Annotated in this window: 23 protein-coding genes, 1 other RNA gene and 2 pseudogenes; 13 read left to right on the forward strand and 13 right to left on the reverse strand. The window is 70.8% G+C overall.

The annotated features are described in order from the left end of the window. Positions 1 to 295 precede the first annotated feature (295 nt). Positions 296 to 661: a hypothetical protein gene (locus tag MKW14_RS31090; protein ID WP_240868213.1), complete on the forward strand. Its 366-nt coding sequence runs from the start codon at positions 296 to 298 to the stop codon at positions 659 to 661. An 18-nt stretch (positions 662 to 679) separates the two neighbouring features. Here the strand turns inward: MKW14_RS31090 and MKW14_RS31095 are convergent, their stop codons facing one another. The 6 genes and pseudogenes from MKW14_RS31095 to MKW14_RS31115 form a co-directional block, all read right to left on the reverse strand. After that, positions 680 to 2,566, reverse strand: a complete 1,887-nt coding sequence (locus MKW14_RS31095) for a DNA/RNA helicase domain-containing protein (RefSeq protein ID WP_240868215.1) — start codon at positions 2,564 to 2,566, stop codon at positions 680 to 682. Between the two features lie 346 nt (positions 2,567 to 2,912). After that, positions 2,913 to 3,316, reverse strand: an RNA gene (gene rnpB / locus MKW14_RS31100) — RNase P RNA component class A. Positions 3,317 to 3,467: 151 nt separating this feature from the next. Continuing rightward, positions 3,468 to 4,253, reverse strand: a pseudogene (locus MKW14_RS41650) (DMT family transporter); the annotation flags it as partial. A 22-nt stretch (positions 4,254 to 4,275) separates the two neighbouring features. Further along, entirely contained in the window at positions 4,276 to 5,094 is an 819-nt protein-coding gene (locus tag MKW14_RS31105; RefSeq protein ID WP_240868217.1) for an AraC family transcriptional regulator, read from the reverse strand. A 46-nt stretch (positions 5,095 to 5,140) separates the two neighbouring features. Further along, a complete protein-coding gene (locus MKW14_RS31110; RefSeq protein WP_240868220.1) occupies positions 5,141 to 5,719 on the reverse strand; it encodes a Uma2 family endonuclease in 579 nt (192 codons plus the stop codon). A 156-nt stretch (positions 5,720 to 5,875) separates the two neighbouring features. Then, a pseudogene (locus tag MKW14_RS31115) lies at positions 5,876 to 6,076 on the reverse strand (RNB domain-containing ribonuclease); the annotation flags it as partial. 64 nt (positions 6,077 to 6,140) lie between these two features. On the opposite strand from MKW14_RS31115, the gene yaaA reads away from it, so the two are divergent. Then, positions 6,141 to 6,923, forward strand: a complete 783-nt coding sequence (gene yaaA, locus MKW14_RS31120; protein ID WP_240868222.1) for a peroxide stress protein YaaA — start codon at positions 6,141 to 6,143, stop codon at positions 6,921 to 6,923. A 75-nt stretch (positions 6,924 to 6,998) separates the two neighbouring features. Further along, the gene (locus tag MKW14_RS31125; protein ID WP_240868226.1) at positions 6,999 to 7,649 is read left to right on the forward strand and encodes a bifunctional 4-hydroxy-2-oxoglutarate aldolase/2-dehydro-3-deoxy-phosphogluconate aldolase; all 651 of its coding nucleotides are present in this window, start codon (positions 6,999 to 7,001) and stop codon (positions 7,647 to 7,649) included. Here the strand turns inward: MKW14_RS31125 and MKW14_RS31130 are convergent. The 3 genes from MKW14_RS31130 to MKW14_RS31140 are packed head-to-tail and all read right to left on the reverse strand — an operon-like array spanning position 7,637 to position 10,494. After that, positions 7,637 to 8,887 carry a bifunctional RNase H/acid phosphatase gene (locus tag MKW14_RS31130; protein ID WP_240868228.1) on the reverse strand — a complete coding sequence of 417 codons (1,251 nt, stop codon included), beginning with the start codon at positions 8,885 to 8,887 and terminating at the stop codon, positions 7,637 to 7,639. The genes MKW14_RS31125 and MKW14_RS31130 overlap by 13 nt on opposite strands. A 27-nt stretch (positions 8,888 to 8,914) precedes the next feature. Then, a complete protein-coding gene (locus tag MKW14_RS31135; RefSeq protein ID WP_240868316.1) occupies positions 8,915 to 9,658 on the reverse strand; it encodes a zinc ribbon domain-containing protein in 744 nt (247 codons plus the stop codon). After that, positions 9,655 to 10,494: a Nif3-like dinuclear metal center hexameric protein gene (locus MKW14_RS31140; RefSeq protein ID WP_240868229.1), complete on the reverse strand. Its 840-nt coding sequence runs from the start codon at positions 10,492 to 10,494 to the stop codon at positions 9,655 to 9,657. The genes MKW14_RS31135 and MKW14_RS31140 overlap by 4 nt, the downstream gene beginning before the upstream one ends. A gap of 311 nt (positions 10,495 to 10,805) precedes the next feature. Between MKW14_RS31140 and MKW14_RS31145 the strand changes: the two genes are divergently transcribed. Both MKW14_RS31145 and MKW14_RS31150 read left to right on the forward strand, forming a co-directional pair. Next, positions 10,806 to 12,014 carry a hypothetical protein gene (locus tag MKW14_RS31145; protein WP_240868232.1) on the forward strand — a complete coding sequence of 403 codons (1,209 nt, stop codon included), beginning with the start codon at positions 10,806 to 10,808 and terminating at the stop codon, positions 12,012 to 12,014. A 98-nt stretch (positions 12,015 to 12,112) separates the two neighbouring features. Beyond that, positions 12,113 to 12,268 (forward strand): hypothetical protein, encoded by a 156-nt coding sequence (locus MKW14_RS31150; RefSeq protein ID WP_208783310.1) that lies wholly within the window; start codon positions 12,113 to 12,115, stop codon positions 12,266 to 12,268. A gap of 102 nt (positions 12,269 to 12,370) precedes the next feature. Here MKW14_RS31150 and MKW14_RS31155 read toward each other — a convergent pair whose 3' ends face one another. From MKW14_RS31155 to chsH3, 3 genes are all read right to left on the reverse strand, one after another. Beyond that, on the reverse strand, positions 12,371 to 13,303 hold the full coding sequence (locus MKW14_RS31155) for a 3-oxoacyl-ACP reductase (RefSeq protein WP_240868234.1): 933 nt from the start codon (positions 13,301 to 13,303) through the stop codon (positions 12,371 to 12,373). 66 nt (positions 13,304 to 13,369) lie between these two features. Then, complete coding sequence (locus MKW14_RS31160) at positions 13,370 to 14,446, reverse strand: Zn-dependent alcohol dehydrogenase (RefSeq protein WP_240868238.1); 1,077 nt, start codon at positions 14,444 to 14,446, stop codon at positions 13,370 to 13,372. Positions 14,447 to 14,475: 29 nt separating this feature from the next. Continuing rightward, positions 14,476 to 15,333 carry an enoyl-CoA hydratase ChsH3 gene (gene chsH3 / locus MKW14_RS31165; protein ID WP_240868240.1) on the reverse strand — a complete coding sequence of 286 codons (858 nt, stop codon included), beginning with the start codon at positions 15,331 to 15,333 and terminating at the stop codon, positions 14,476 to 14,478. A gap of 242 nt (positions 15,334 to 15,575) precedes the next feature. Here chsH3 and MKW14_RS31170 point away from each other — a divergent pair, with 242 nt between their 5' ends. The 4 genes from MKW14_RS31170 to MKW14_RS31185 all read left to right on the forward strand — a co-directional run bounded on the left by MKW14_RS31170 (position 15,576) and on the right by MKW14_RS31185 (position 19,359). Continuing rightward, entirely contained in the window at positions 15,576 to 16,496 is a 921-nt protein-coding gene (locus MKW14_RS31170; RefSeq protein WP_240868242.1) for an ABC transporter ATP-binding protein, read from the forward strand. Between the two features lie 65 nt (positions 16,497 to 16,561). Then, entirely contained in the window at positions 16,562 to 17,278 is a 717-nt protein-coding gene (locus tag MKW14_RS31175) for an ABC transporter permease (protein ID WP_240868244.1), read from the forward strand. A gap of 15 nt (positions 17,279 to 17,293) precedes the next feature. Then, positions 17,294 to 18,574 (forward strand): sensor histidine kinase, encoded by a 1,281-nt coding sequence (locus tag MKW14_RS31180; protein ID WP_374116617.1) that lies wholly within the window; start codon positions 17,294 to 17,296, stop codon positions 18,572 to 18,574. Positions 18,575 to 18,726: 152 nt separating this feature from the next. Further along, positions 18,727 to 19,359 carry a response regulator gene (locus MKW14_RS31185; RefSeq protein WP_240868321.1) on the forward strand — a complete coding sequence of 211 codons (633 nt, stop codon included), beginning with the start codon at positions 18,727 to 18,729 and terminating at the stop codon, positions 19,357 to 19,359. 72 nt (positions 19,360 to 19,431) lie between these two features. Here the strand turns inward: MKW14_RS31185 and MKW14_RS31190 are convergent, their stop codons facing one another. Then, the gene (locus MKW14_RS31190) at positions 19,432 to 20,637 is read right to left on the reverse strand and encodes a lipid-transfer protein (RefSeq protein WP_240868245.1); all 1,206 of its coding nucleotides are present in this window, start codon (positions 20,635 to 20,637) and stop codon (positions 19,432 to 19,434) included. Between the two features lie 161 nt (positions 20,638 to 20,798). On the opposite strand from MKW14_RS31190, the gene MKW14_RS31195 reads away from it, so the two are divergent. The 4 genes from MKW14_RS31195 to MKW14_RS31210 all read left to right on the forward strand — a co-directional run bounded on the left by MKW14_RS31195 (position 20,799) and on the right by MKW14_RS31210 (position 24,090). Beyond that, a complete protein-coding gene (locus MKW14_RS31195; RefSeq protein WP_240868247.1) occupies positions 20,799 to 22,532 on the forward strand; it encodes an MFS transporter in 1,734 nt (577 codons plus the stop codon). Positions 22,533 to 22,725: 193 nt separating this feature from the next. Beyond that, positions 22,726 to 23,385 carry a class I SAM-dependent methyltransferase gene (locus MKW14_RS31200; RefSeq protein WP_240868250.1) on the forward strand — a complete coding sequence of 220 codons (660 nt, stop codon included), beginning with the start codon at positions 22,726 to 22,728 and terminating at the stop codon, positions 23,383 to 23,385. A 55-nt stretch (positions 23,386 to 23,440) separates the two neighbouring features. After that, the gene (locus MKW14_RS31205) at positions 23,441 to 23,674 is read left to right on the forward strand and encodes a FitA-like ribbon-helix-helix domain-containing protein (RefSeq protein ID WP_240868253.1); all 234 of its coding nucleotides are present in this window, start codon (positions 23,441 to 23,443) and stop codon (positions 23,672 to 23,674) included. Continuing rightward, positions 23,671 to 24,090 (forward strand): type II toxin-antitoxin system VapC family toxin, encoded by a 420-nt coding sequence (locus tag MKW14_RS31210; RefSeq protein WP_240868255.1) that lies wholly within the window; start codon positions 23,671 to 23,673, stop codon positions 24,088 to 24,090. The genes MKW14_RS31205 and MKW14_RS31210 overlap by 4 nt, the downstream gene beginning before the upstream one ends. Positions 24,091 to 24,114: the final 24 nt, after the last annotated feature.

Consider the following 24,114-nt stretch of genomic DNA (forward strand, 5'->3'; position numbering starts at 1 on the left):
CCACTCCCTGAGTCCTGCGAGGGTCACCCGTTCCCCATGGTCAGACCCAGGATGCAGATCCTAGTCCCTGCCTGCGACATGAGAAGGGGTGATGAAGGACGGGCCTATGGGACATAGGGCCCGAACGGCCGGAATTGGGAGCTCTACCTCACTTGCGCCGGACGCACGGAACGTGCCAACCACATCCGAGGGCACCTGTCGCCAGGGTCCGACGTTCTGTTCCTCGCCGCACGAAGGGGGGCAGTGGTGAGATCCTTCGTCTCGACACGGGTACCAGGTCAGGGGGGGCAGACGGATGCCGAGCGAAGCAGAGAAAAGGTTCCACGGCGACATGCGCAGGGGCGCCGAACGCCTCAAGCGTGAAATTGGCTACAACCCCACGCGGTTCGTCCAGATGCTGGGTGAGCTGGGCGGCGTGGGCGCCGCCAAGCAGCTCCTGCGCGGTGGCAACGCCTCGGACGGTTTCACCACACTGTGGGAGGCCTGCCGCCTCGAGCTGAGCGTCGAGGCGTTCGTTCTCCTGCCCTGGTATCGGCATCTCTTCGAAGAACACCACTTGGACACCGCTCGGTACCGGCTGAGCAAGCATGAATTCGACGTCGACCGCTTTCTGCGCGAAGCCCAGCGGAATTCCCCTGTCTGGGCTTCACACGACATCTGAACGCACGCGACCGTCCGGTCAGACCGGCGCGGCTTCCCGTGCCGGTCCACCCGTAAGCTCCCGCAGCTTGTCTCGTGTCTCCGGGTCTGTCGAGTACACGATCGTGCCCACCATCCCCCGGGTCAGCAGCACCTTGTACGTGTTTCGGATCAGGCGGTCCACGTCGGTGTCGGCAGTGGACTTCTTGAACACCGGGTCCTTCGACGCCGTACGGTCCGTCATCCAGCGGTCGCCGCGCCAGACGAGATCGGGGCCGATGATGACGCCGGACCAGTCGTACTCGAAGCCCTGGGCTGTGTAAACGCAACCGACCTGCCCGAAGCCGGCCGGGTCGGTGGCCCACAGGGCGGCCGGGGGCGCGCCGGAAACGGCTCGGTCCCCGCGCAGGTTCCAAGGACGGGCCCAGTCGCCGATGACGACGTCGGGCGGGAGCGGATCGCCGGGCTTGGGTTCCGGGGACCAGCGCCAGCAGTAGCCCGCGGACATGCGGGCCCCGTAGCCCTGGGTACGACGAGCCTCCAAGAAGGCTTCCATCTCCTGCGGGCTGTCGGCGACCAGCAACTGCATACGACCGTCGGGCTCCCATACGACCGGCCCGCCCGACTCCAGGCCGAGGAGACGGACCACCCAGCGCAGGTAGGCGTCGCTGCCACCGCAGCGGAACTGGCTGTCCAGTGGGACGACGTTGCAGGGGATGCCCCGCTTCGCCGCCGCCGCCTTGATGTCCGCCACGGTGCCCATCTCGCCGGGGCGGACGACCTGGTGCTCGTCGAGGAAGAAGACGGGCACGTAGGCGACGTCGATGAGTTCGTCGATCTGCGCCCTGCCGTTACGGTGCGCGGCGCGCGTGAAGCGGTTGGCCGAGGTCTCCCGGATACGGTGTGCCTCGTCGCAGATCAGGGCACCCAGGCTGTTCTTCTCGGCCGTCATGAAGCTGTTGAAGTACTTGAAGAGGTCCTGGACCTCGCGCCTGCGCGCTCCGGCGATCTTCCTCATCGTCTTCGTGAACGACTGCGAGCCGGTGGCGTGCAGTGCCGGGACCCCGCGCCGGTAGAGCTCACCGAGCAGTTGAAGAGCGATCACGCTCTTGCCGGTGCCGGGGCCGCCCGTGACGATGACGACCTCCTTGCGGTCGGCGTGCTTCGCCTTCTCCACCGCGTTGAGCACCATGCGGTACGCGACCTGCTGCTCGTCGAGGAGGACGAACTGGGTGCGCTCGCGCACCTCCTCAGCCGCCACTGACATGAGCTGCTTCGAGGGCACCGTGGCGCCGGCGCGGAGTTCGTCCGCTGCCCGGGCCCCTGGGTGCTTGTCGCTCAGCCTCGTACGAAGGTGGTCGAGGAAGGCACCCCGACGCTCCTCGGTGAAGAGGAGTCCGTGACCACCACGCTCGATCTCGCGGAGACCGGTCACGCCGAATTCGGTGGCGTTGTGCAGGTACGCCACTCCGGAGACCCGGTGCCTGTGTTCGGCCACCGCCCCGTTGAAATTGACCAGGTATTCGCAGTAGCGGCGTACCTGCTCGATGGGGTTGAGGACCGGATGTGCGTAGGCGTCGACATGACACAGGGTGGGGTCGTCCTCATGAGGCAGTGCCTGGCTCCACTGCTTCAACTCCACCACTACATACGACGGTTCGCCCGTGACCGGATGGACTCCCGCGAGAACGACGTCGGCGCGCTTGCTGTTCAGCGGGAGCGCGTACTCCAGCATGACCTCAACGTCGCCCAGGCCGGCGTCGTTGAGTGCGGCGGCCAGGACCGGGATACTGCGTTCCCAGGACCGCGCCTCCGAGGAACCGGGCCGGTAGCCGTGCATGTGGACGAACTTGTCGGTCAGGCGCAGGAACAGTGAACCGTCGAGTGCCATGACGGCGACCGTTTTCGCGGACGCGCGGAACAGCAAGGACTTCCCCCAGGCAGCACGAAAAGACTCGTGCGGGTGGGGGCATGTCCTTCGAAACTCCACCGAGGTGGAGCGGAAGCCCGTCGGGCCGCGTTGACGATGTGTTCGAGGGTACCTGGCGGTACTGACACTCGTACCGGTGGCCGCTGTTGACGCCTTGCCGTGCCTGCTCCGCCGACATTCAACCGTCCGCGGTGAGTCCCGGCTTCGTGGCCATCAACCCGCCCTCCGACTCGGCCACATCGCCGACGGCGACCAAGGCGTCGATGTCGCTCGCCAGCACGTCCCGGATATCGCCCCCGAGCCGTGCCCACGGCCCGGCGTGCCGGTCAGCACCAGAGGGGGGCAGACGAGTCGGGCTGTACGCCGGGTTCTGTTCCCCGGTCCCTCGCGGGTGCCGGGGTGACGGCCATCCATCTAGGGCCGGCGTTGCCGTCGGCCTCGTGCGGTCTACCCGGGGGCTCGGGCGGGCAGCCCTCGAACGTCCCCGCAGAGCGCTTTTCACGGCGCTCCTTTTGACCTTGCTCCGGGTGGGGTTTACCTAGCTGCCCAGGTCACCCTGGGCACTGGTGGTCTCTTACACCGCCGTTTCACCCTTACCCGGCACCGAAGTGCTGGGCGGTTTGTTTTCTGTGGCACTGTCCCGTGGGTCGCCCCAGGTGGCCGTTAGCCACCACCCTGCCCTGTGGAGCCCGGACGTTCCTCGGGAAACCCCTCAAGGGGACTCCACGCGGCCGTCCGCCCGGCTCGTCTGCCGTGATGACCATGCTACCCGGCGGGTGCGGGTGCCTCGGGACGGATCGTCCGGATCGACGGGGTCATCAGCCAGGGGACCCGCCGTCGTCGCCAGTACCGAGCCCGCCAGGATGAGCGTGAACGCCGCTCCGATGCCCCACGTCAGGTCCTCGCCCAGGAACAGCGCCCCGGCCGCGACCGCCACCGCCGGGTTGACGTACGTGAAGACCGTCGCCCGGGTCGGGCCGACCTCCTTGATCAGTTCCAGGAAGGCGACGAAGGCCAGGGCCGTGCAGATCACGCCCAGGCCCAGCAGGGCCGACAGGACCGAGGCGGAGGGGACGGAGGACGGCCAGGAGAGGGCCGCCGACGGGGCGTACACCAGGGCTGCGAGGGCCAGGCACGGGGCTGTTAGCTGCAGGGTGGGGACGTCCTTCAGCCAGCGGGATGCGATCAGGGGGGCCGTTGCGTAGCCGAGGACCGTCAGGAACACCTCGCCCAGGGAGCGGGCGTCTCCGCCTGTGAGGTGGGGGATGGTGAGGACGGCCACGCCCGCCAGGCCCAGACCCAGGCCCACCATTCGGCGTACGCCCAGGCGCTCCGCGCTGCCGAAGAAGCGGGCCAGGATCACGCCCACTATTGGCACGCCCGCTATCAGCAGGCCCGCCGTCGAGCTGGACAGGTGGCGTTCGGCGTCCGTGAGGGTGAACCACGGGCCGATGATCTCTATGCACGCGAACGCCAGCATCGGTAGCCAGTGGGAGCGGAGGACTCGGAGCAGGCCGCCGCCGCGCAGCGCGAACGGGAGCAACAGGAGCGCTCCCAGCGCGCATCGCGTGAAGACCACCATGGACGGGGAGAGCGGAGCGTCCACCGCTATCTTGATCATCAGGTACGGGATGCCCCAGACCACTCCCATCAGGGAGAACAGGAACCAGCCGCGTGCAGTCATGCGGACAGAATCGGCCGGCGCGCTACCGGCCGTCTTGAACGCTGTTGCGGTACGCCGCCGGCGTCACCCCCAGCACCCTCCGGAACCAGCGCGTCAGGTGTGCCTGGTCCGCGAAGCCGACCAGGGGCGCGACCTCCGCCGGGCGCAGGCCCGCGTCCAGGAGGCGGCGGGCTCGGGTCACGCGGTGCTGGGCCAGCCAGGCGTACGGGGGTATCCCCATCGTCGTACGGAAGGCGCGAAGGAGTTGGTAGCGGGAGAGGTCCAGCTCTGTGGCGAGGGCTGCCAGGGAGGGGGGATCCAGGAGTTCGTCCGCCAGGCGGTCTCGTACGACCCGTGCTATCCGCTCGGCGCCCGGTACCTGGTCGCAGGTGGGGCGGGCCGTCGAGTGACGGCGGGCCAGGGCCGTGAGGAGCCAGGGGAGGCGGGACTCCGTCTCCAGGGGGTCGGGGCAGGCGCTCAGTTCGGTGTGGGTGGCGAGGATGGCTGCGGCCAGTTCCGGGTCGTTTATCAGGGGGTCGCGGAAGTGGGGGAGGCCGCCGAGGGTGCCGTCCGTGAGGAGGGTGGTGTCGGCGTAGAGGGCGCGGTAGGCGTAGCCGTCGGTCGCGTTGCCCGGGCCGCCGGTGTGGACCTCGTCGGGGGCGAGGACGACGATCGAGCCCGGGCCCGTGCGGATGTGGCCGCCTCGGTAGTCGATGACCTCCGAGCCGCCGACGCAGACGCCGACCGTGAACTCGTCGTGGGCGTGCGGCGAGTAGACGTGCTTGTCGAAGCGGGCGGTCAGGAGGTCGAGGGAGGGGCCGCAGCGGCCCAGCCGTGTCCTCGTCCACAGCGCCTGTTCCATGCGTCGCCCCCTTTCGCGTCGTGCTCAGGGTGCAACGCCGGGAGCGTCAGAGAAAGTCCGCTGTCTCCAGGTCGAAGGCGAACGGTTCGGGGAGGGTGAGGGGCTTGCCGAGGGGGCGGGTGCACTGCTCCCGGTAGTCGTCCTTCTCCGGGTCGCTGAACAGCGTGACGGATGAGGCCTCGCGGTCGATGAGGAGGTAGAGGGGGAGGGCTGCGCGGGCGTAGCAGCGGCGCTTCGCCTCTCGGTCGGCCCTCGGCTTGGTGGAGGTCACCTCCAGCACCATGGAAACGCCCTCGCAGGGCATCCAGGAGTCGGCACCGCGAAAGAGCCGCAGCTGCGTGGGGGCGAAAGTGCCGTCGGGGATCACGTGGTCCTTCGGGCAGCCGCCACCGCTCCGCAGCTTCAGGCCCTTGTTCCCCGAGAACTGCATGTCGGTCCTGGACCGTCTGATCACCTGGTTCACGATCAGCCCGATGTAGTCCTCGTGGTCCCCGTCCCGCGGCGGCGTCACGACGATCTCCCCCTCGATCAGTTCGGCCCGGAACCCTTCCGGGGTGTCGAGGGACAGGAAGATGGCCAGCAGCCCCTCGGCCGGCGTGGTGGGCTCGTGCGCCACAGCGGTCATGTCACGCCCCTCCTTCGGTCGCTCGCCAGACTGGGACATAGAAAGATCACCTGTCCATGAGATCGGGACCCGTTCCCTCGATCGTGGCACACGATCATCGACGTCGTCAGGCGGCGGAGCCGCTCCCTTGCCCCTGCCGCGACGTCAACCTCCTCAGGTGGACGGGTCGATCGTGAAGAGGGGGATGGCCGTGGCGTCGTACGGCGGGAGGGTGGGGGCCTTCGCGGCCTGCTCGGCCTCGGTCAGGGCCTCGGGTGGGGAGCCGTCGGCTACGGCCAGTTCGGTGCGCAGGGCGGTGAGGGCGGCCCGGAGGGGGGCTTCGGGGGCGCCGGTCACGCGGATGTGGCGGCGGGGCATACACGGAGGGTAGGCACGGCGGGGGTCGTACGCTGTCCGGAGTTCAAGAGAAGGAGATCGTTCCGTGCTCGTCCTGCTGCCGCCGTCCGAAGGCAAGGCCTCCTCCGGCCGTGGTGCCCCGCTCAAGCTGGAGTCGCTGTCGCTGCCCGGGCTGACCGCCGCCCGCGAGGCCGTACTCGGTGAGCTGGTGGAGCTGTGTGCCGGGGACGAGGACAAGGCACGTGAGGTGCTGGGGCTGAGTGAGGGGTTGCGGGGGGAGGTCGCCAAGAACGCTGGGCTGATGGCGGCCGGGGCGCGGCCCGCCGGGGAGATCTACACGGGGGTGCTGTACGACGCCCTGGAGCTGGGGTCGCTCGACGCCGCCGCGAAGAAGCGGGCGAACCGGTCGTTGCTCGTCTTCTCGGGGCTGTGGGGTGCGGTGCGGGTCAACGACCGTATTCCTTCCTACCGTTGCTCGATGGGCGTCAAGCTGCCGGGGCTCGGGGCGCTGGGGGCGCACTGGCGGGCGCCCATGGCGGACGTGCTGCCCGAGGTCGCGGGGGGTGGGCTCGTGCTTGATCTGCGGTCCTCCGCTTATGCCGCCGCCTGGAAGCCGAAGGGGGACGTGGCCGGGCGGACGGCCAGCGTGCGGGTGCTGCACGCGCCCACGCGGAAGGTGGTCAGCCACTTCAACAAGGCGACCAAGGGGCGGATCGTACGGAGTCTGCTGGCGTCCGGGGTCACTCCGAAGGGGCCGGCGGAGCTGGTGGAGGCGTTGCGGGACCTGGGGTACGTGGTGGAGGTGGAGGCGCCCAAGGGGGGCGGGAAGGCTTGGACGCTGGATGTGCTCGTCGATGAGGTGCATTGAGGCGAGCCAGTAGCGGTCGTTGCAGCATGCGCAATGGGCTTTGCGCATGCTGGTTTACGGCGGCACGATGAGGGCATGACCTCGCCGCTGTCCGCTCCGCTGTCCGGCTCCGTGCTGGACCTCGCCCCCGTCGTCCCGGTCGTCGTCATCGAGGACGCCGCCGACGCCGTACCGCTCGCCCGGGCCCTGGTCGCCGGGGGGCTCCCCGCGATCGAGGTGACCTTGCGGACCCCGGTCGCGCTCGATGCCATTCGGGCCGTCGCCGCCGAGGTGCCGGACGCGGTCGTCGGGGCCGGGACCGTGATCACGCCGGAGCAGGTGAAGGAGTCGGTGGCCGCCGGGGCTCGTTTCCTGGTCAGCCCGGGGTGGACGGACGTCCTGCTGGAGGCGATGCGGGGGTCGGGGGTGCCGTTCCTGCCGGGGGTGTCGACCACGTCGGAGGTGGTGGCGCTGCTGGAGCGCGGGGTGCGGGAGATGAAGTTCTTCCCGGCCGAGGCGGCGGGGGGTACGGCGTATCTGAAGTCGCTGGCCGGGCCGTTGCCTCAGGCGCGGTTCTGTCCGACGGGTGGGATCGGGGCCGGGAACGCGGTGGAGTACCTGGCGCTGCCCAACGTCGGTTGTGTGGGCGGGACTTGGATGCTCCCGGCGGACGCCGTGGCCGCCCGGGACTGGGGGCGGATCGAGGCCCTCACCCGGGAAGCCGCCGAGCTTCGTCAGCGCAGGTGAGACGTGTCGTTGAACAGTCGTACGCTCGCGTTGCCGTCGGCGTAGTAGGCGACCGCTGACAGTGCGGCCGCCGACAGTTCCATGCGGAACAGGGCCTCCGGTGGGGCGCCCAGGGCGAGTTGGATGAAGGTCTTGATCGGCGTGACGTGGGAGACGAGCAGGACCGTGCGGCCCGCGTAGGCCGCGACGAGCTTGTCCCTCGCCGCCGCGACACGGGTCGCCGTCGCCGCGAAGCTCTCGCCGCCGCCGGGGGGTTCCACCGTGGGGTCGGACAGCCAGCGGGTCAGGTCGTCGGGGTAGCGTTCGCGGACCTCGGCGAAGGTCAGGCCCTCCCAGGCGCCGAAGTCCGTCTCCCTGATCTCGTCCTCGACGCTCACCTCCAGGCCGAGGTGGCGGGCGACGATGCCGGCGGTTTCGCGGGTACGGGCGAGGGGGGACGCGACGATCGCCTCGATGGTGCCCCGGCGGGCCAGCGCTGCACCCGCCCGCTCGGCCTGCTCCCGGCCGACGTCGGAGAGGGAGGGGTTGGTGCCGCCGGAGCCCGAGAACCGCTTCTGCGGGGTCAGCGGCGTCTCCCCGTGCCGCAGCAGCACGAAGGTCGCCGGCGCCCCCATGTCGGCGGGGGCCCAGCCGGGGCTCGCGACAGCCGTAGCGGCCCGCACATCAGCGCCGGCCTTCGCGGCTCCGCCGCCCGAGGACTCCGCCGCTCCGCGGTGGGAAGAAGGAGCGGCGGGAGAAGGAGAACGGGGAGAGGAAGGAGCAGCGGCGGACGACCGGGACGCCGCGGTGTCCAGCTCCGCCGTCGACGTCCCCGCCGACCACTGCTCCCCCCGCTTCCCCGCATCCATCGCCTCGTTCGCCAAGCGGTCCGCGTGCTTGTTCTGCTCGCGCGGGATCCACTCGTACGTCACCCGGTCCGGCGGGAAGATCCCGGACGCCTCCATCGCCAGCGGCTTCATGTCGGGGTGTTTGATCTTCCAGCGGCCCGACATCTGCTCGATGACCAGCTTGGAGTCCATGCGGACGTGGACGGTCGCCGAGGGGTCCAGCTGAGCCGCCGCCCGCAGGCCCGCCACCAGTCCCCGGTACTCGGCGACGTTGTTCGTGGCGATGCCGATGTACTCGGCCGCCTCGACCAGGGGCTCCCCCGTCGCCGCGTCGAGGACGACCGAGCCGTAGCCCGCGGGTCCGGGGTTGCCCCTGGACCCGCCGTCGGCCTCGACGATGAACTCCCGCACGGTTCCCGCCCCTTACCCTTGTCGGCCTTACAGACCGGACTCGGCCGTGCGCACCAGGATGCGGCGGCAGTTCTCGCAGCGCACCACCGTGTCGGGGGCGGCCGCGCGGATCTCGTTGATGTCGGTGATGGCGAGCTCCTGGCGGCAGCCCTGGCAGGTGCGCTGGTAGAGCTTGGCCGCGCCGATGCCGCCCTGCTGCTCGCGCAGCTTGTCGTAGAGCTTGAGCAGGTCGGCGGGGATGGTGGCGGCGATGACCTCGCGCTCCTTGGTCACCGTGGCCACCTCGCCGTCGATCTCCTCGAAGGCCGCGTCCCGGCGCGCGGTCGCGTCGTCGATCTTCGACTGGACGGAAAAGACCCGCTCGGTCAGCTCGCGCACGCGCTCCTGCACGGACTCGATGCGCTCCATGACCTCCAGGACGACGTCCTCGAGGTCGCCCTGCCGCTTGGCGAGGGAGGCGATCTCACGCTGGAGGTTCTCCAGGTCCTTCGGGGAGGTCACCGCTCCGGAGTCCAGGCGCTGCTGGTCGCGGGCGGCGCGCTGGCGCACCTGGTCCACGTCCTGCTCGGCCTTGGTCTGCTCGCGGGCGGTGTCGCTCTCCTCGGTCTGCGCGGCGACGAGCAGGTCGCGCAGCTGGGTGTGGTCCTTGGTGAGCGACTCGATCTCGGCGTGCTCGGGCAGGGACCTGCGCCGGTGCGCGAGCTGCTGCAGGCGGACGTCGAGTGCCTGGACGTCGAGGAGTCGGATCTGGTCGGCGGGCGCGGCGTTCAGTTGGGGGCTCCAGGTGAAGGGGAGTGGCTGGTCCAGGGGTCGGTGACCGTCTTCGAGACGTGGACGCGCAGGTCCCAGCCGTGGCGGTCGGAGATCTCGTCGAGCTGGGCTGCGGCCAGCTCGCACCAGGGCCACTCGGTGGCCCAGTGCGCCGCGTCGAGCAGCGCGAGGGGGCTGTGGAGGACGGCCTCGGAGGCCGGGTGGTGGCGCAGGTCGGCGGTGAGGAAGGCGTCGACGCCCGCCGCGCGGACCTGGTCGAAGAGGCTGTCGCCGGAGCCGCCGCTGACGGCGACCGTGCGGATGGTGGCCTCGGTGTCGCCGGCTACGCGGATGCCCTGCGCGGTGGCGGGCAGGCGTTCGGCGGCCCGTGCGGCGAAGTCGGCCAGGGTGAGCGGGTGGTCCAGTTCGCAGATGCGGCCCAGGCCGCGGCGGCCCTCGGGGTCGGTCGGGTCCGGTACGAGGGGACGTACGACCCGCAGGTCCAGGGCGCCGGCGAGGGCGTCGCTCACACCGGGGTCGGCCGTGTCCGCGTTGGTGTGGGCCACGTGCAGCGCGATGTCGTTCTTGATGAGGGTGTGCACGACCCGGCCCTTGAAGTGCGTGGCCGCCACCGTCGTCGTACCGCGCAGGTAGAGCGGGTGGTGGGTGACCAGCAGGTCGGCGTCGAGCTTGACCGCCTCGTCGACGATCTCCTGGACGGGGTCCACGGCGAACAGGACCCGGGTGACCTCCTGGTCGGGGTCGCCCACGACCGTGCCGACCGCGTCCCAGGACTCGGCCCGATCGGCGGGCCACAGGTTGTCCAGCGCGGCGATGACTTCAGACAGACGGGGCACGGACAAAAGGCTACCTGCCTGATCTGTGCCGTTGAACCGAAGGCCGGGGTGCAGATGAACCGAAAGCCGGGGTGCAGCTGAACCTAAGGCCGGGATGCAGATGAACCGAAAGTCGGGGAGCAGCTGAACTGAAGCCCGGGGAGCAGCTGAACCGAGACCGCCGTGCGCCGGTCAATGGTCCCCTTCAGCACAATCGCCCCCTCCCCCTCAGGCGAATCGTTCCGCTGCCATCCTTATGTGTGAAGCGTGAGCCTGGTGGTCCCACGTCCGTGCGTACGAAAACTAGCTTCGTGGCCGGAGGTGACCAGACGATGACGGTCTGTGCGATCGAGCCCGAGGCCGCCCCCGGGGACGAGGCCCCCCGGGCGGCCTGCGCCATCACCGCTGACGGCGCCTACGCCGCCCGCCTCGCGCTGGACGGCGGCTGCTGGTTCCCGGAGCGCTGGACGCTGGACGGCCCGGAGCCGTACGCCGTGCCGTTGCCCGGCAACCAGCCCGAGGAGCCCGGCACCGAGGTGCAGCCGATGGGCGACGGGCGGGTGCTCATCCGGCGGGTGACGGAGGGGCGGCACGTCTTCTCGCTGCTGTATCCGACCGGCCCCGGCACCGGCGAGGTGCTGATCGGCGCGGTCGAGTGCCCGGACGAGGACACCCGGCTGGGGTTGCTGCCGCCGGCACCCGGGGGCGAGAAGGCGTACGCCCTCGCGGTGGGCCGGCGTTCCAGCACGCTGTGGCTGGTGGCGGGCGGGGTGTTCGGTCCCGAGCGGGTGACGGAGGTCCCGGGGCGTTGCTCGGGCGGGGCGTGGCTGGACCACGCCGGGCGGATGCTGGCCCTGGACCGGGAGGCCGGGGGGCGGACGAAAGCGGTCGTGGTGGACCTGGAGCGGGGCGGCGAGGTGTCCCCGTTCCTGCAGATCGCCGACGGCAGCGACGACCGGCTGCTGCTGGCCGACCCGGACAGCGGACTGCTGCTGATCCGCTCGGACGCGCCGTCGCCCGGCGAGGACCGGCTGGGGTGGGGGGTGTTGGGCAGCACGCTGCCGGTGCGGTTCCCCGAGTGTCTGCGGGTGCCGGACTGCGCGGTGACGCCGTTCGCGATCCAGCCGGGGCGGATGCTGGTCCCGGAGAGCTGTGCGGTGGCGCTCCGGGTCGACGGGCCGATGGGCAGCTGGGTGGCGCTGTGGCGGCCGGACCGGCGGCAGGTGCACCATCTCCCGGCGCCCGAGGGGTGGTTGACGGGGACGGGGCTGTGGACGCCGGACGGGGTGCTGCACCTGCCGTACGCCACGGCCGAGGTGCCGTGCGGGGTGGCGGGGGCGACCATGCCGGCGGACGACCCGGTGCCGAGTGCGGCGGCCGCGCGGGAGCCGGTCGCCGGGAGGCCGGACGGCCCGCCGGAGGACGGGAGTTCCGCAACGGCATCGGAGGAACGGCCGGTGGACGCGGAGCCTCCGGAGCCCGTCGTGACGCGTCCGGTGCCGTTGCGGGAGGCTCCGCTGGGACGTCTTGTAACGAAGTAGTGCCGATGGGCCGTGGCGCCTGGATTCGGCCCGAGGTGTGCTGGTTAAACTCGCCGGGCTGTTAGAAAGATCATGTTGTTACGGGGTGAATCCTTCCGATGAGCGACACCAGCACGATGCAGCCGTTGTCCGCCGAGGCCCAGGAGGACGCCGGTCACGGTCGTCACCGGGGTCCGGTCTCGGTCCAGGACGGTGACACGGCCCCTCAGGGCCGTCACCGCAAGCAGTCCGAGGACACGGGGACGGCTGCCTGAGAGCAGAGAGCAGACGGAAGGGCCCGCACGTCACTGCCGATGTGCGGGCCCTTCCGTCTGCTGAAGGCCATGTCCTGAACGCCATGTCCTGAACGCCATGTCCTACGTGCGTTTCAGGCCCAGCACCTCCACCGCCCCGAACGTCTCCCCCTCCGGGCGTTCCGCGTAGTGCGGGGTGAGGACGGCGTCCAGCTCGTCGTACGTGAACGTGTCCTGCTTGCTGTCGAACTTGGCCCGCACCCGCGGCCGGTCGACGATCGCCACCATGCCGCCGTGCACGACGAGGAGCTGTCCGTTGACGCGGGACGCGGCGGGCGAGGCCAAGTAGCCGACCAGCGGGGCGACATGCTCGGGCGAGAGCGGGTCGATGCCGTCGTCGGGTTCCTGGAAGCCGGCGAAGACGTCCTCGGTCATCCGGGTACGGGCGCGGGGGCAGATGGCGTTGGCGGTGACCCCGTACTTGGCGAGCGCGAGGGCCGTCGAGGTGGTCAGGCCGACGATTCCGCCCTTGGCCGCCGCGTAGTTGGGCTGGCCCGCGGAGCCCGCGAGGAAGGCCTCCGAGGACGTGTTGACGATACGGCCGTAGACCGGGGCGCCCGTCGCCTTGGAGCGTTCGCGCCAGTGGGCGGCGGCGAAGTGGGTCGTGTTGAAGTGGCCCTTGAGGTGGACCCGGATCACCGAGTCCCACTCCCCCTCGGTCATGGAGAACACCATCCGGTCGCGCAGGATGCCCGCGTTGTTGACCAGGACGTCCAGCTTCCCGAACTCCCCGACCGCCAACTCGACCAGTTCGCGGGCCTGTTGGAAGTCGGCCACGTCGCCGGTGTGCGCCAGGGCCCGCCCGCCCGTCGCACGGATCTCGGCGGCGACCTCCTCGGCGGGGCCCGTGGAGGCCTCCCCCGTGCCGTCCCGGCCCGGCTGGCCGAAGTCGTTGACGACGACGGCCGCGCCGAGCCGGGCGAGCTCCAGCGCCTCGGCCCGGCCCAGGCCTCGACCGGCGCCCGTGACGACGGCAGCCAGTCCCGCAAGAGGCAACGACTCACGTGGTAGCGGCTCACCCGGCAACGACTCGTGTGGCAGCGACACGGACACCCCCGGCCCTCAGATCTCGATGCACGTACGGAGCGCGGTCCCCGAACGCATCTGGTCCAGCGCCTCGTTGATCTCGCTCAGCGGCACCCGGTGGGTGATCAGGCCCTCCAGGTCGACGCGGCCGGCCCGCCACAGGGCGATGGTGCGTTCGTAGGAGCGCAGGACGTCGCCGCCGCCGTACATGGACGGCAGGATGCGCTTCTCGTCGAAGAACAGCTCGAACATGTTGAGCTGCAGGAAGTCGTCCATGGCGCCCGCGCCGACGACCACGAGGGTGCCGCCGCGCCGGGTGTTCTCGTACGCCGTGCGGGCGGTGGCCGACTTGCCGACGACCTCGAAGACGTAGTCGAAGCCCTCGCCGCCGGTGACGTCCTGCTTGGCGGTGGCCAGCTCGTCGGGCGAAACAGCCTTGGTGGCACCGAACTTGAGCGCTGACTCACGGCGCGCGGCGACCGGGTCGACGGCGACGATCTCGGCGGCGCCCTTCAGCCGCGCCCCCTGGATCGCGGAGATGCCGACGCCTCCGCAGCCGATGACGGCGACCGACGAACCGGCCTCCACGTCGGCGGTGTTGAGGGCGGCCCCGAGGCCCGTGGTGACCCCGCAGCCGATCAGCGCGGCGATGTCGAAGGGCACGTCGTCGGGGATCGGCACCGCGCAGCCGGCGTCGACGACGACCTCCTCGGCGAAGGTGCCAGTGCCCGCGAAGCCGAAGACGTCACCGCCGGGGCGCTTGAAGTTGGGGGTGCCGGCGTTCATGAACCCGGCCAGGCACAGTTCGGTCTGGCCGCGTTTGCAGGCCGGACAGGCGCCGCAGGCCGGCAGCCAGCAGACGACGACCCGGTCGCCGGGCTTGACGCGGGTGACGCCCTCCCCGACCTCCAGGACCTCGCCCGCGCCCTCGTGCCCGGGCACGAACGGCGCCGGCTGCGGCAGCACCCCGTTCATCGCGGACAGGTCCGAGTGGCACAGCCCCGTGGCCCGTATCCGGATCCGCACCCTGCCGGGTCCGAAGCCCGTCGGTTCGACGTCGTCGAGGACCTCCAGCTTGTCCTGGCCGATCTCGTTCAGTACGGCTGCTCGCATGGTGCGGCTCCCCTCAAGTCAGCTGGGATTCAGGAGTGTTCGACGACGGTGTCGGCGAGGACGGGCGCGTCGTCCCGCTCGACGGCGCTGACGGCGACCCTGGTGGACTCCGCGGTGTGCCACATGCGCACGCGCAGGGTCTCGCCGGGGTAGACGACGCCGGCGAAGCGGGTCGTGTACGAGCGCACCCGGCCGACGTCGCCGCCCAGCAGCGTGTCGACGACCGCCTTCAGCGTCATGCCGTAGGTGCACAGGCCGTGCAGGATGGGCTTCTCGAACCCGGCGAGCTTGGCGAACTCGGGGTCGGCGTGCAGTGAGTTGAAGTCCCCGGAGAGGCGGTAGAGCAGGGCCTGGTCCTCGCGGACGGTGCGTTCGACGGTCCGGTCGGGTTCGCCGGTGGGGTCGTCGAGGCGGGTGGAGGGGCCGCGGTCGCCGCCCCAGCCGCCCTCGCCCCGTACGAAGATCTGGGCGTCGTTGGTCCACAACGGGCCGTCGGCGTCGGCGACTTCGGTGCGCATGACCAGGACGGCCGCCTTGCCCTTGTCGTAGACGGCGGCGATACGGCCCGTGGCGGTGGCGATGCCTCGGGCCGGGATGGGGCGGTGCAGGGTGAGCGACTGGCCGCCGTGCAGGACCTTGGCGAGGTCGACGTCGATGCCCGGCATCGACAGTCCGCTGATCACGCCCGGTGAGCCGGAGCCGGCGACGGTGGCGAAACTGGGCAGCACGTGCAGCCGGGACTCCAGGGTGTAGCGCAGCTCGTCGGGGTCGGTGGCGGGGACGCCGGCGCCGATGCCGAGGTGGTAGAGCTGGACGTCCTTGGTGGTCCAGGTCAGCTCGCCGGTCCGGGGTTCGGCGGCGAGGGCCTTGGCTGCGTCGATGGGCATGGGGCTCCTGAAGGTGGCGACTGAAGACCCCGGTGCGGCCGTCCGCACCGTCGGCCGCACCGAGGTCGCTGCGGGCCGATCTAGAACGCGTTCCAGTCCGGCGCCCCTTGTATAGCCCAGCGCACCGCCATTGTGAAGGCTCCTGACGCCGTGTCAGGTGACGGGGGCCGGGACATTTGTACTGCCCGGGTCCGTACAAGCGCATCTGCCGGGCGCGCGCCGGGGTCCGTAGCGTCGCAGGCATGACAGTCGTAGGGATGACATCGGACACCGAACCGGCCGTGTCCTTCACGGGGGCGGTCAAGAACTACGGCACGGTACGGGCCGTCGACGGCGTCGACCTCGCCGTCGCGCCCGGTGAGACAGTCGCGCTGCTCGGCCGCAACGGGGCCGGGAAGTCGACGGCGATCTCGCTGCTGCTCGGGCTGATCGAGCCGGACGAGGGGAGCGTGCGGCTGTTCGGCGCGCACCCGGAGCGTGCGGTGCGGGACGGACGGGTGGGCGCGATGCTGCAGGAGGCGCGGGCGGTGCCCCGGGTCACCGTGCGGGAGCTGGTCACCTTCGTCGCCGGGCGCTATCCGACGCCGATGCCGGTCGCGCGGGCCCTGGAGCTGGCCGGGATCGCGGAACTGGCGGGCCGCCGGCTGGACCGGCTGTCCGGCGGGCAGGTCCAGCGGGTGCGGTTCGCGCTCGCCCTCGCCGGGAGCCCGGCACTGCTCGTGCTGGACGAGCCGACGTCCGCGCTGGACGTCGAGGCGCGGCAGGCGTTCTGGACGTCGATGCGGGGCTACGCTCGCCGCGGCCACACCGTCCTGTTCTCCACGCACCACCTCCAGGAGGCCGACGCCTACGCGGACCGCATCCTCGTCGTCGACCGCGGGCGGATCGTCGCCGACGGCACCGGCGAGCAGCTCAAACGCTCGGTCGGCGGCGGCCTGGTCGCCTTCGACCTCGCCGGCCGGCCCTCGGACGGCCTGGAGCGGCTGCCGGGCGTGCGGTCCCTGGAGATCCGCGGGGACCGGGCCCGGCTGCGCACCGACGACCCGGACGCGACGGTCCTCGCCCTCGCGGCGGTGGGCGCGATACGCGGCCTGGAGGTCGCCCCCGCCTCCCTGGACGAGGCGTTCCTGGCCCTGACCTCATCGGTCACGGAGGCGGCGTGAACGCCCGACCGTCCGCACGACGACCGCACCACGTCCCCTCGGTCACCCGTCACGGAGGCTCCGCGATGTTCGACTACCTGAAGCTCGAAGTGCGCCGCACCCTGCGGGACGTCGGTTTCGTCGTGGGCGGGATCGCGATGCCGGTGCTGATGTACCTGCTGTTCACCAACCTCGGTGCGGACGACGGCACGTGGAAGACCGGGGCGATGGTCGGGATGGCCGGGTACGGGGCCGTCGGCTGTGCGCTCAACACCGGCGGCGGGGTCGCCGAGGACCGGGCGATCGGATGGCTGCGGCAGCTCAGGGTGACCCCGATGACACCGCGCCAGGTCGTCGTCGGCAGGACCCTGACCGGCTCGGTGACCGTCGTACCGGCGATCGTGGCGGTGCTCGCGGCGGGCGGGCTGCTCAACGGCGTACGGCTGGCCGTGTGGCAGTGGGCGGCGATCGCGGTGCTGCTGTGGCTGGGCTCGGTGCCCTTCACCCTGCTGGGCCTGGGCAACGGCTACCGGCTGACCGGCCAGACCACCGGCGTCACCAACATGGCCTGCAACCTGGGCCTCGCCGTCCTCGGCGGCCTGTGGTTCCCGGTCGCCCTCTTCCCAAACTGGCTGCGCACCGTGTCGGCCTGCACCCCCACCTACCGCTTCGCCGAACTCGGCACCTCCGTCGCGTCCGGCCACGCGCCGACGCTCGGCGCGGTCGCGGTGCTGTCCGCCTGGTTGCTGGCGTTCGGTTCATACGCTGTGCTGTCGTACCGACGCGGTGCGGGCACCAGCTGACCGGGGGAACGGGACATGAGCGGTGGCATGACGTGGTGGCACGGGGTGCGCTGTCAGATGGCGGCCTGGCGGTCGCTGCGGGCACAGTGGCGGGCCGACCAGCGGGAGTTCAGGAAGGAGCTGAAGACCGCGCGCAAGGAGGGCCGCGAGCCGGAGAACCCCGGCCCGCCGGCCAACGGCTTCGCCCTCATACCGTGGCTGCTGATGGGCCTGGGCGCCCTGTCCAACCTCTTCCAGGGCAAGACCCCCAACCCGTGGATCGGCGGCCTGGGCCTGTTCACGTTCAACTCCCTCTACATCTATGTGGCCTTCCGCTCCTTCGACAAGGTCAAGCGCCGTGAGACCTCCACCCGGGTCGCCCTGCTGCTGATGTTCCTGCTGACCACGGCACTGGCCGTCGGCTACGGCGGCAACTGGCTGATGTTCTTCCCGCTGCTGGGGCTCGCCACAGGGGCGACCGTGCGCGGGCAGTGGCTGGGCCGGGCGGGACTGTCGCTGGCCGTCTTCGCCGGTGTCGTCTCCGCCCTGCGGGAGGGGTCGGACGGGGTGACCATCGCCTACGGCACCTTCCTGTCCACGATGGTGACGGCCGCGATCCTCTCCCTCTCCGAAGCGGTGCGCGAACTGCGCGCCGCCCGCGAGGAGCTGGCCCATCAGGCCGTCGAGAAGGAACGTCTGCGCTTCTCCCGGGACCTGCACGACCTGCTCGGCCACACCATGTCCGTGATCGTGGTGAAGTCGGAGGCCGCCCGCCGGCTGGCCCCGCGCGACCTGGACGCGGCGCTCGGGCAGATCACCGACATCGAGGCCGTGGGCCGGCAGGCGCTCACCGAGATCCGCGAGGCCGTGACCGGTTACCGCGAGGGCAGTCTCGGCACCGAACTGGACCGGGCCCGCTCGGTGCTGACCGCGGCCGGTGTCGAGCCGGTGGTCACCCGTTCCGGCGCTCCCCTGGCCCCGCAGAGCGAGGCCCTGCTGGGCTGGGTGGTGCGCGAGGCGGTCACCAATGTCGTACGGCACTCCGGTGCGACGCGCTGCGAGATCGGCGTGGCCGCCTCGGCCGAGCACGTCCGGCTCACCGTCTCCGACAACGGCGACGGCGAACCGCCCGTGCCGCCCGCCACCGGCGTCGGCGGCACCGGTCTGAAGGGGCTGACCGAACGCCTGGCGGCGGCCGGCGGCTCACTGACCGCCTCTCCGGGACCGCGAGGCGGCTTCACGGTCACCGCGGAACTCCCGGTGGAGACCGACGGCTTGCTGGACCCCGAGCCGGCCACGGCACCCAGGGCACGGTGAGCACGCTGTCCCCTCGACTCACCTCGTCCGTCCAAGGCGGGAGGTTGTCCCAGGTGTTGGAGCCTCTGTCGCCCGCCAAGTGGACGTTGTGGTCGTCGGTACTTTGACCCGCCCCCGGCCCGCGCGCGCCCTACCCTTGCCCCGTGGACGAGATGCCCCGGGACCGTCGCCCGGCGAAGAACGTGCGGGTCCTGCTCGCCGAGGACCAGGGGATGATGCGGGGCGCGCTCGCCTTACTGCTCGGCATGGAGCCGGACATGACCGTCGTCGCCCAGGTGGCCTCCGGCGACGCGATCGTGGACGCCGCCCTGACCCACCGTCCGGACGTGGCCCTGCTGGACATCGAACTGCCCGTCCGCAGCGGCCTGGACGCGGCGGCCGAGCTGCGCGAGCAGGTACCGGACTGCCGGGTGCTGATACTCACCACCTTCGGACGCCCCGGCTATCTGCGCCGCGCCATGGAGGCCGGAGCCGCCGGCTTCCTCGTCAAGGACGGTCCCGTCGAGGAGCTGGCGGCCGCGATCCGCCGGGTGCTGACCGGCGAGACCGTGATCGACCCCGCGCTCGCCGCGGCCGCGCTCAGCGCCGGGCCGAATCCGCTGACCGCCCGCGAGTGCGACGTACTGAAGGCGTCCGTGGACGGCGCGACGGTCGCCGACATCGCCGCCAAGCTGCATCTGTCCGAGTCCACGGTCCGCAACTACCTGTCCTCGGCGATCGGCAAGACGGGCACCCGCAACCGGATGGAGGCGATGCGGGAGGCCCGTCAGCAGGGCTGGCTGTGAGCCTTCACCGCCGCCCGGTGCCGACAGCCCCGTGAGGAGAAGAGCCGTCCGCAGCAGCCGCGGCCGCCGGACCTAGGCCCCCGCCGCAGGCTCGACCGCCCGCACCAGTGTCACCACCGCCGCCCCGCCCAGCCCGATGTTGTGCGCGAGCCCGATCCTCGCCCCCGGAACCTGCCGATCCCCCGCCTCTCCCCTCAACTGCCAGACCAGCTCGGCCACTTGGGCGATGCCGGTCGCGCCCAGGGGATGTCCCTTGGAGATCAGGCCGCCGGACGGGTTCACCACCCACCGACCGCCGTACGTGGTCGCCCCGGACTCGACGAGCTTGCCGGACTCCCCCTCCCCGCACATCCCGAGCGCCTCGTACGTCAGCAGTTCGTTGACGGAGAAGCAGTCGTGCAGCTCGACGACGTCCACGTCCTCGATGCCGAGCCCGGACCGCTCGTACACCTGCCGGGCCGCCTCCCGGGACATGGGCTGCCCGACGACGTCGACGCAGGAGCCGGAGGCGAAGGACTCCTCGGTGTCGGTGGTCATGGCCTGCGCGACGATCTCGACGAGGCCGGTGAGTCCCCGCCTGTCCGCGAACCGCTCCGACACCACCACGGCCGCGGCGGCCCCGTCGGACGTCGGCGAGCACTGCAGCTTGGTGAGCGGACGGTGCACGGTCCGGGCGGCGAGGATGTCGGCCACCTCGTACACGTCCTGGAACTGCGCGTTGGGGTTGTGCGCCGAGTGCCGGTGGTTCTTGGCGGCGACGGCGGCGAGCTGCGCCTCCGTCGTGCCGTACTTCTCCATGTGCTCGCGGGCCGCGTCGCCGAAGATCTGGGCGGTGGGCGGGGTCATCTCGAAGCCGTGCCGGTCGGCCATGATCCCGTAGTGCCGGGCGACGGGAGAGGTGGAGAAGTCCCCGCCCTCGGCCCCTCCCCCGAGCGCGCCCCTCTTCATCTTCTCGAAGCCCAGCGCCAGTACGCAGTCGGCCGACCCGCCCTCGACCAGTTGCCGGGCGAGCATCAGGGCGGTGGAGCCGGTCGCGCAGTTGTTGTTGACGTTGTAGACCGGGACGCCCGTGAGACCCAGCTCATACGCGGCGCGCTGGCCGGCCGTCGAGGGCTGGAAGCAGTAGCCGACGGGAACCTGTTCCACCTCCTCGTACGAGATCCCCGCGTCCGCGAGCGCGGCCCCGCCCGCCTCCCGCACCATGTCCCAGTACTGCCAGTCACGGGTCTCGGGCTTCTCGAACTTGGTCATCCCGACCCCGGCCACATATGCCCTCATGGCGCGCGAGACTAGAACACGTTCCACTCCATGACCAGAGCTGACGGCCGATCAGATTCCCATGGCCCGGTCAAGGTTTGATTAGAGGCTCGAAGCAACGGAATAGTTGCCCGTGCATACGAGGTTTACCCAGCACTTATCTTCCCTGGAGGCCTCACCCCATGACCCACACGACGAACGACCAGCCCGCCCGGAGAGCGAGCGGGGCCGTGGTCCCCGTGCTCGCCATCGCGGGGATCGTTGTCGCGGTGATGCAGACCCTGCTCGTCCCGGTGATCAAGGACCTGCCGCAGCTGCTGGACACCGCACCGAGCAACGCCACCTGGGTCCTGACCTCGACGCTGCTCTCCGGCGCCGTGGCCACCCCGATCACGGGCCGCCTCGGCGACCTGTACGGCAAGCGGCGCATGCTGATCCTCAGCATCGCCCTGATGGTGGTCGGCGCCCTGGTCAGCGCCTTCACCAGCTCCCTGCTGCCGATGATCGTCGGCCGTACGCTCCAGGGCTTCGCGATGGGCGCCATCCCGCTCGGCATCGGCCTGATGCGCGACATGCTGCCCCGCGAGAAGCTCGGCTCCGCGATGGCGCTGATGAGCTCCTCGATCGGCGTCGGCGGCGGACTCGCCCTGCCGCTCGCCGCCCTCGTCGCCCAGCACACCGACTGGCACGCCCTCTTCTACGGCGCCGCCGGCCTCGGCGTCCTCTCGATCGTCCTCACCGTCCTCGTCGTACCGGAGTCCCCGATGCGCGCCGAGGGCACCTTCGACGTCCTGGGCGCGATCGGCCTCTCGGTGGGCCTGGTCCTCTTCCTGCTGCCGATCACCAAGGGCAGCGACTGGGGCTGGACCTCCGGCACCACGCTCGGCCTGTTCGCCGCGTCCGCGGCCGTCCTCGTCCTCTGGGGCCTGTTCGAGCTGCGCTCCGCCGCGCCCCTCGTCGACCTGCGCACCACCGCCCGCCCCGCGGTCCTCTTCACCAACCTGGCCTCGATCATGGTCGGTGTCTCCTTCTACGTCGTCTCGCTCGTCCTTCCCCAGCTGCTCCAGCTCCCGAAGGCGACGGGCTACGGCCTCGGCCAGTCGATGGTCGTCGCGGGTCTGCTGGTCGCCCCGCTCGGCCTGACGATGATGTTCACGGCACCGGTGTACGCCCGCCTCTCGGCCAAGTACGGCCCCAAGGTCACCCTGATCCTCGGCATGCTGATCATCGCCATCGGCTACGGAGCGGGACTGGGCCTGATGAGCGCGGCCTGGCAGAGCCTGGTCATCTCCGTCGTCCTCGGCGCGGGCATCGGCCTCGCGTACTCCTCGCTCCCCGCGCTGATCGTGGGCGCGGTCCCGGCCTCCGAGACGGGGGCGGCGAACGGCCTCAACACCCTGATGCGCTCCATCGGTACGTCCGTGTCGAGCGCCGTCATCGGGATGGTGCTGGCCAACACCGCGAAGAACGTCGGCGGGGTCGAGATACCCACCATGCACGGCTTCCGGGTGTCCTTCCTGATCGCGACGGGCGCGGTGGCGATCGGCCTGCTGTTGGCCCTGTTCCTGCCGAAGCCGAACCGGGCGACGCAGCTGCGGGCCTCCAGCGAGGAAGAGGCTTCTCTGGAGCGGGCCGAGGAGGCGCTGCGGGGGTTCCGCGGACGCGTCCTGGACGCCGAGGGGGCGCCGGTGGCGCGGGCCAAGGTGACGTTGATCGACCGACGGGGGCGGCAGGCGGGGGCCGCGGTCTCCGACGAGGACGGGAGTTACGAGCTCGCGGTGCCGGCTGAGGGTACGTATGTGCTGGCCGCGCGGGCCTTTGGGCACGGTCCGCTCGCGTCTGCCGCGTCGCATTCGGGGGAGGAGCGGGCGGTGGATCTGGATCTGTCGCTGCCTGGGGAGTCTGTCAGCGCGTAGCGCTCCGCGGGGGTGCCAGGAAAGGCTGGATGGCGGCTGCTGCGCCGCTGTGGCCGGTCGCGCCCACGCGGCGGAGCCGCATATCGATACAGCCCCGCGCCCCTGAACCGTGTTGCCGGCACCCCTGTCGAAATGTCGGCCGGGGGTGCGGCAGCATGAGGCCCCGCAAGCTCGTCCGACTGGAGGGAACCCCATGACCACGGCACCCAAGCCGGAGATTCTTGCCGCCTTTGAGGGGGCCAAGGGGTTCATGCCCGTGGATGAGGGGCTGGCGTTGTACGCGGCTGCCGTCGAGGCGGGCTCTCTGGGGCTTCCCCTGTTGGAGGTGGGGACGTACTGCGGGCGTTCGGCCGTTCTGCTCGCGGATGCGGCTCGGCAGGCCGGGGTGACGGCGCTCACCGTGGACCATCACCGGGGGAGCGAGGAGCAGCAGCCCGGGTGGGAGTACCACGACCCGGAGACCGTCGACCCGGAGATCGGGCTGATGGACACGCTGCCGACGTTCCGGCGGACGCTGTACCGGGCCGGGCTGGAAGAGCACGTCGTGGCGCTGGTGGGGCGGTCTCCGCAGATCGCGAAGTTCTGGGGCACTCCCCTGGGGCTCGTCTTCATCGACGGCGGCCACACCGACGAGCACGCCACCGCCGACTACGAGGGCTGGGCCCCGCATGTCGCCGAGGGCGGGCTGCTCCTCATCCACGACGTCTTCCCGAACCCCGAGGACGAGTTCACCGGCCAGGCGCCGTACCGCGTCTACCTCCGGGCCCTGGAGTCCGGCGCCTTCACCGAGGTCTCGGCGACGGACTCGTTGCGTGTTCTTCGGCGGACGGGGCGGGGGTCTGACGTGCGGTGACGCGTACGCCAGCCGCATGACTGCAAAATGATAGCGTTGACGATAAAATGCAGTCATGTCGACTGCGTTCACCGTACGGGACGTCCCCGACGACATCGCCCGCGCCATCAAGATCCGCGCGGCTGAAGCCGGCCAATCACTTCAGGGATACCTTCTCGGCCTCATACTCCGTGAGGCGTCGAAACCCAGCCTGGCCGAGATGGCCGCACGCGCCGAGCGCTACGCGAGTGACCAGGTCGACCACGCGGACGTCATTGCCGCTCTGGACGAGGGACGGCGGGGCCGTTGATCGTCGTCGATACCTCCGCGATCACAGAGTTCCTCACCTCCAACGGCACACTCGGCCGGCGCGTGCGCGAGCGGATCGCGAGCGAGGACGAGATCCACGCTCCGTATGTGATCGACACGCAGGTGGCCTCGTCGGTGATCGGCATGGGCAAAGGCACCAGAGGGGGCAAGCCGAAGCTCGGCAAACCCGACGTGGACCGCTACTTGAAGGAGTTCGCCGACCTGCCCCTGACTCGCCATCCAGCGCTTCCCCTCACGGCACGTGTGCGTGTGCTGGCAGCCAACCTGTCGGTGTATGACGCGACATACGTCGCCCTGGCCGAGGTTCTCGGTCTCACGCTGGTGACCACCGACTCCCGCATCAGGCGAGGTGTCGGACGGATCGCCAAATGCGACATCGTCGACTTCGGCGACTGAGGGGCAAGGCCCTGGCCGCCCGCT

Source organism: Streptomyces gilvus (assembly GCF_022513565.1).
Taxonomy (GTDB): Bacteria; Actinomycetota; Actinomycetes; order Streptomycetales; family Streptomycetaceae; genus Streptomyces; species Streptomyces gilvus.

Bases quoted from the DNA above. Each gene is read 5' to 3' on its own strand.
- MKW14_RS31160 (WP_240868238.1), bottom strand. From the start codon at position 14,446: ATGCGAGCAGCCGTACTGAACGAGATCGGCCAGGACAAGCTGGAGGTC.
- MKW14_RS31175 (WP_240868244.1), top strand. From the start codon at position 16,562: ATGTTCGACTACCTGAAGCTCGAAGTGCGCCGCACCCTGCGGGACGTC.
- MKW14_RS31090 (WP_240868213.1), top strand. From the start codon at position 296: ATGCCGAGCGAAGCAGAGAAAAGGTTCCACGGCGACATGCGCAGGGGC.
- MKW14_RS31145 (WP_240868232.1), top strand. From the start codon at position 10,806: ATGACGGTCTGTGCGATCGAGCCCGAGGCCGCCCCCGGGGACGAGGCC.
- MKW14_RS31180 (WP_374116617.1), top strand. From the start codon at position 17,294: ATGAGCGGTGGCATGACGTGGTGGCACGGGGTGCGCTGTCAGATGGCG.
- MKW14_RS31200 (WP_240868250.1), top strand. From the start codon at position 22,726: ATGACCACGGCACCCAAGCCGGAGATTCTTGCCGCCTTTGAGGGGGCC.
- MKW14_RS31150 (WP_208783310.1), top strand. From the start codon at position 12,113: ATGAGCGACACCAGCACGATGCAGCCGTTGTCCGCCGAGGCCCAGGAG.
- MKW14_RS31105 (WP_240868217.1), bottom strand. From the start codon at position 5,094: ATGGAACAGGCGCTGTGGACGAGGACACGGCTGGGCCGCTGCGGCCCC.
- MKW14_RS31190 (WP_240868245.1), bottom strand. From the start codon at position 20,637: ATGAGGGCATATGTGGCCGGGGTCGGGATGACCAAGTTCGAGAAGCCC.
- MKW14_RS31195 (WP_240868247.1), top strand. From the start codon at position 20,799: ATGACCCACACGACGAACGACCAGCCCGCCCGGAGAGCGAGCGGGGCC.
- chsH3 (WP_240868240.1), bottom strand. From the start codon at position 15,333: ATGCCCATCGACGCAGCCAAGGCCCTCGCCGCCGAACCCCGGACCGGC.
- MKW14_RS31185 (WP_240868321.1), top strand. From the start codon at position 18,727: ATGCCCCGGGACCGTCGCCCGGCGAAGAACGTGCGGGTCCTGCTCGCC.
- MKW14_RS31125 (WP_240868226.1), top strand. From the start codon at position 6,999: ATGACCTCGCCGCTGTCCGCTCCGCTGTCCGGCTCCGTGCTGGACCTC.
- MKW14_RS31110 (WP_240868220.1), bottom strand. From the start codon at position 5,719: ATGACCGCTGTGGCGCACGAGCCCACCACGCCGGCCGAGGGGCTGCTG.
- MKW14_RS31205 (WP_240868253.1), top strand. From the start codon at position 23,441: ATGTCGACTGCGTTCACCGTACGGGACGTCCCCGACGACATCGCCCGC.
- MKW14_RS31170 (WP_240868242.1), top strand. From the start codon at position 15,576: ATGACAGTCGTAGGGATGACATCGGACACCGAACCGGCCGTGTCCTTC.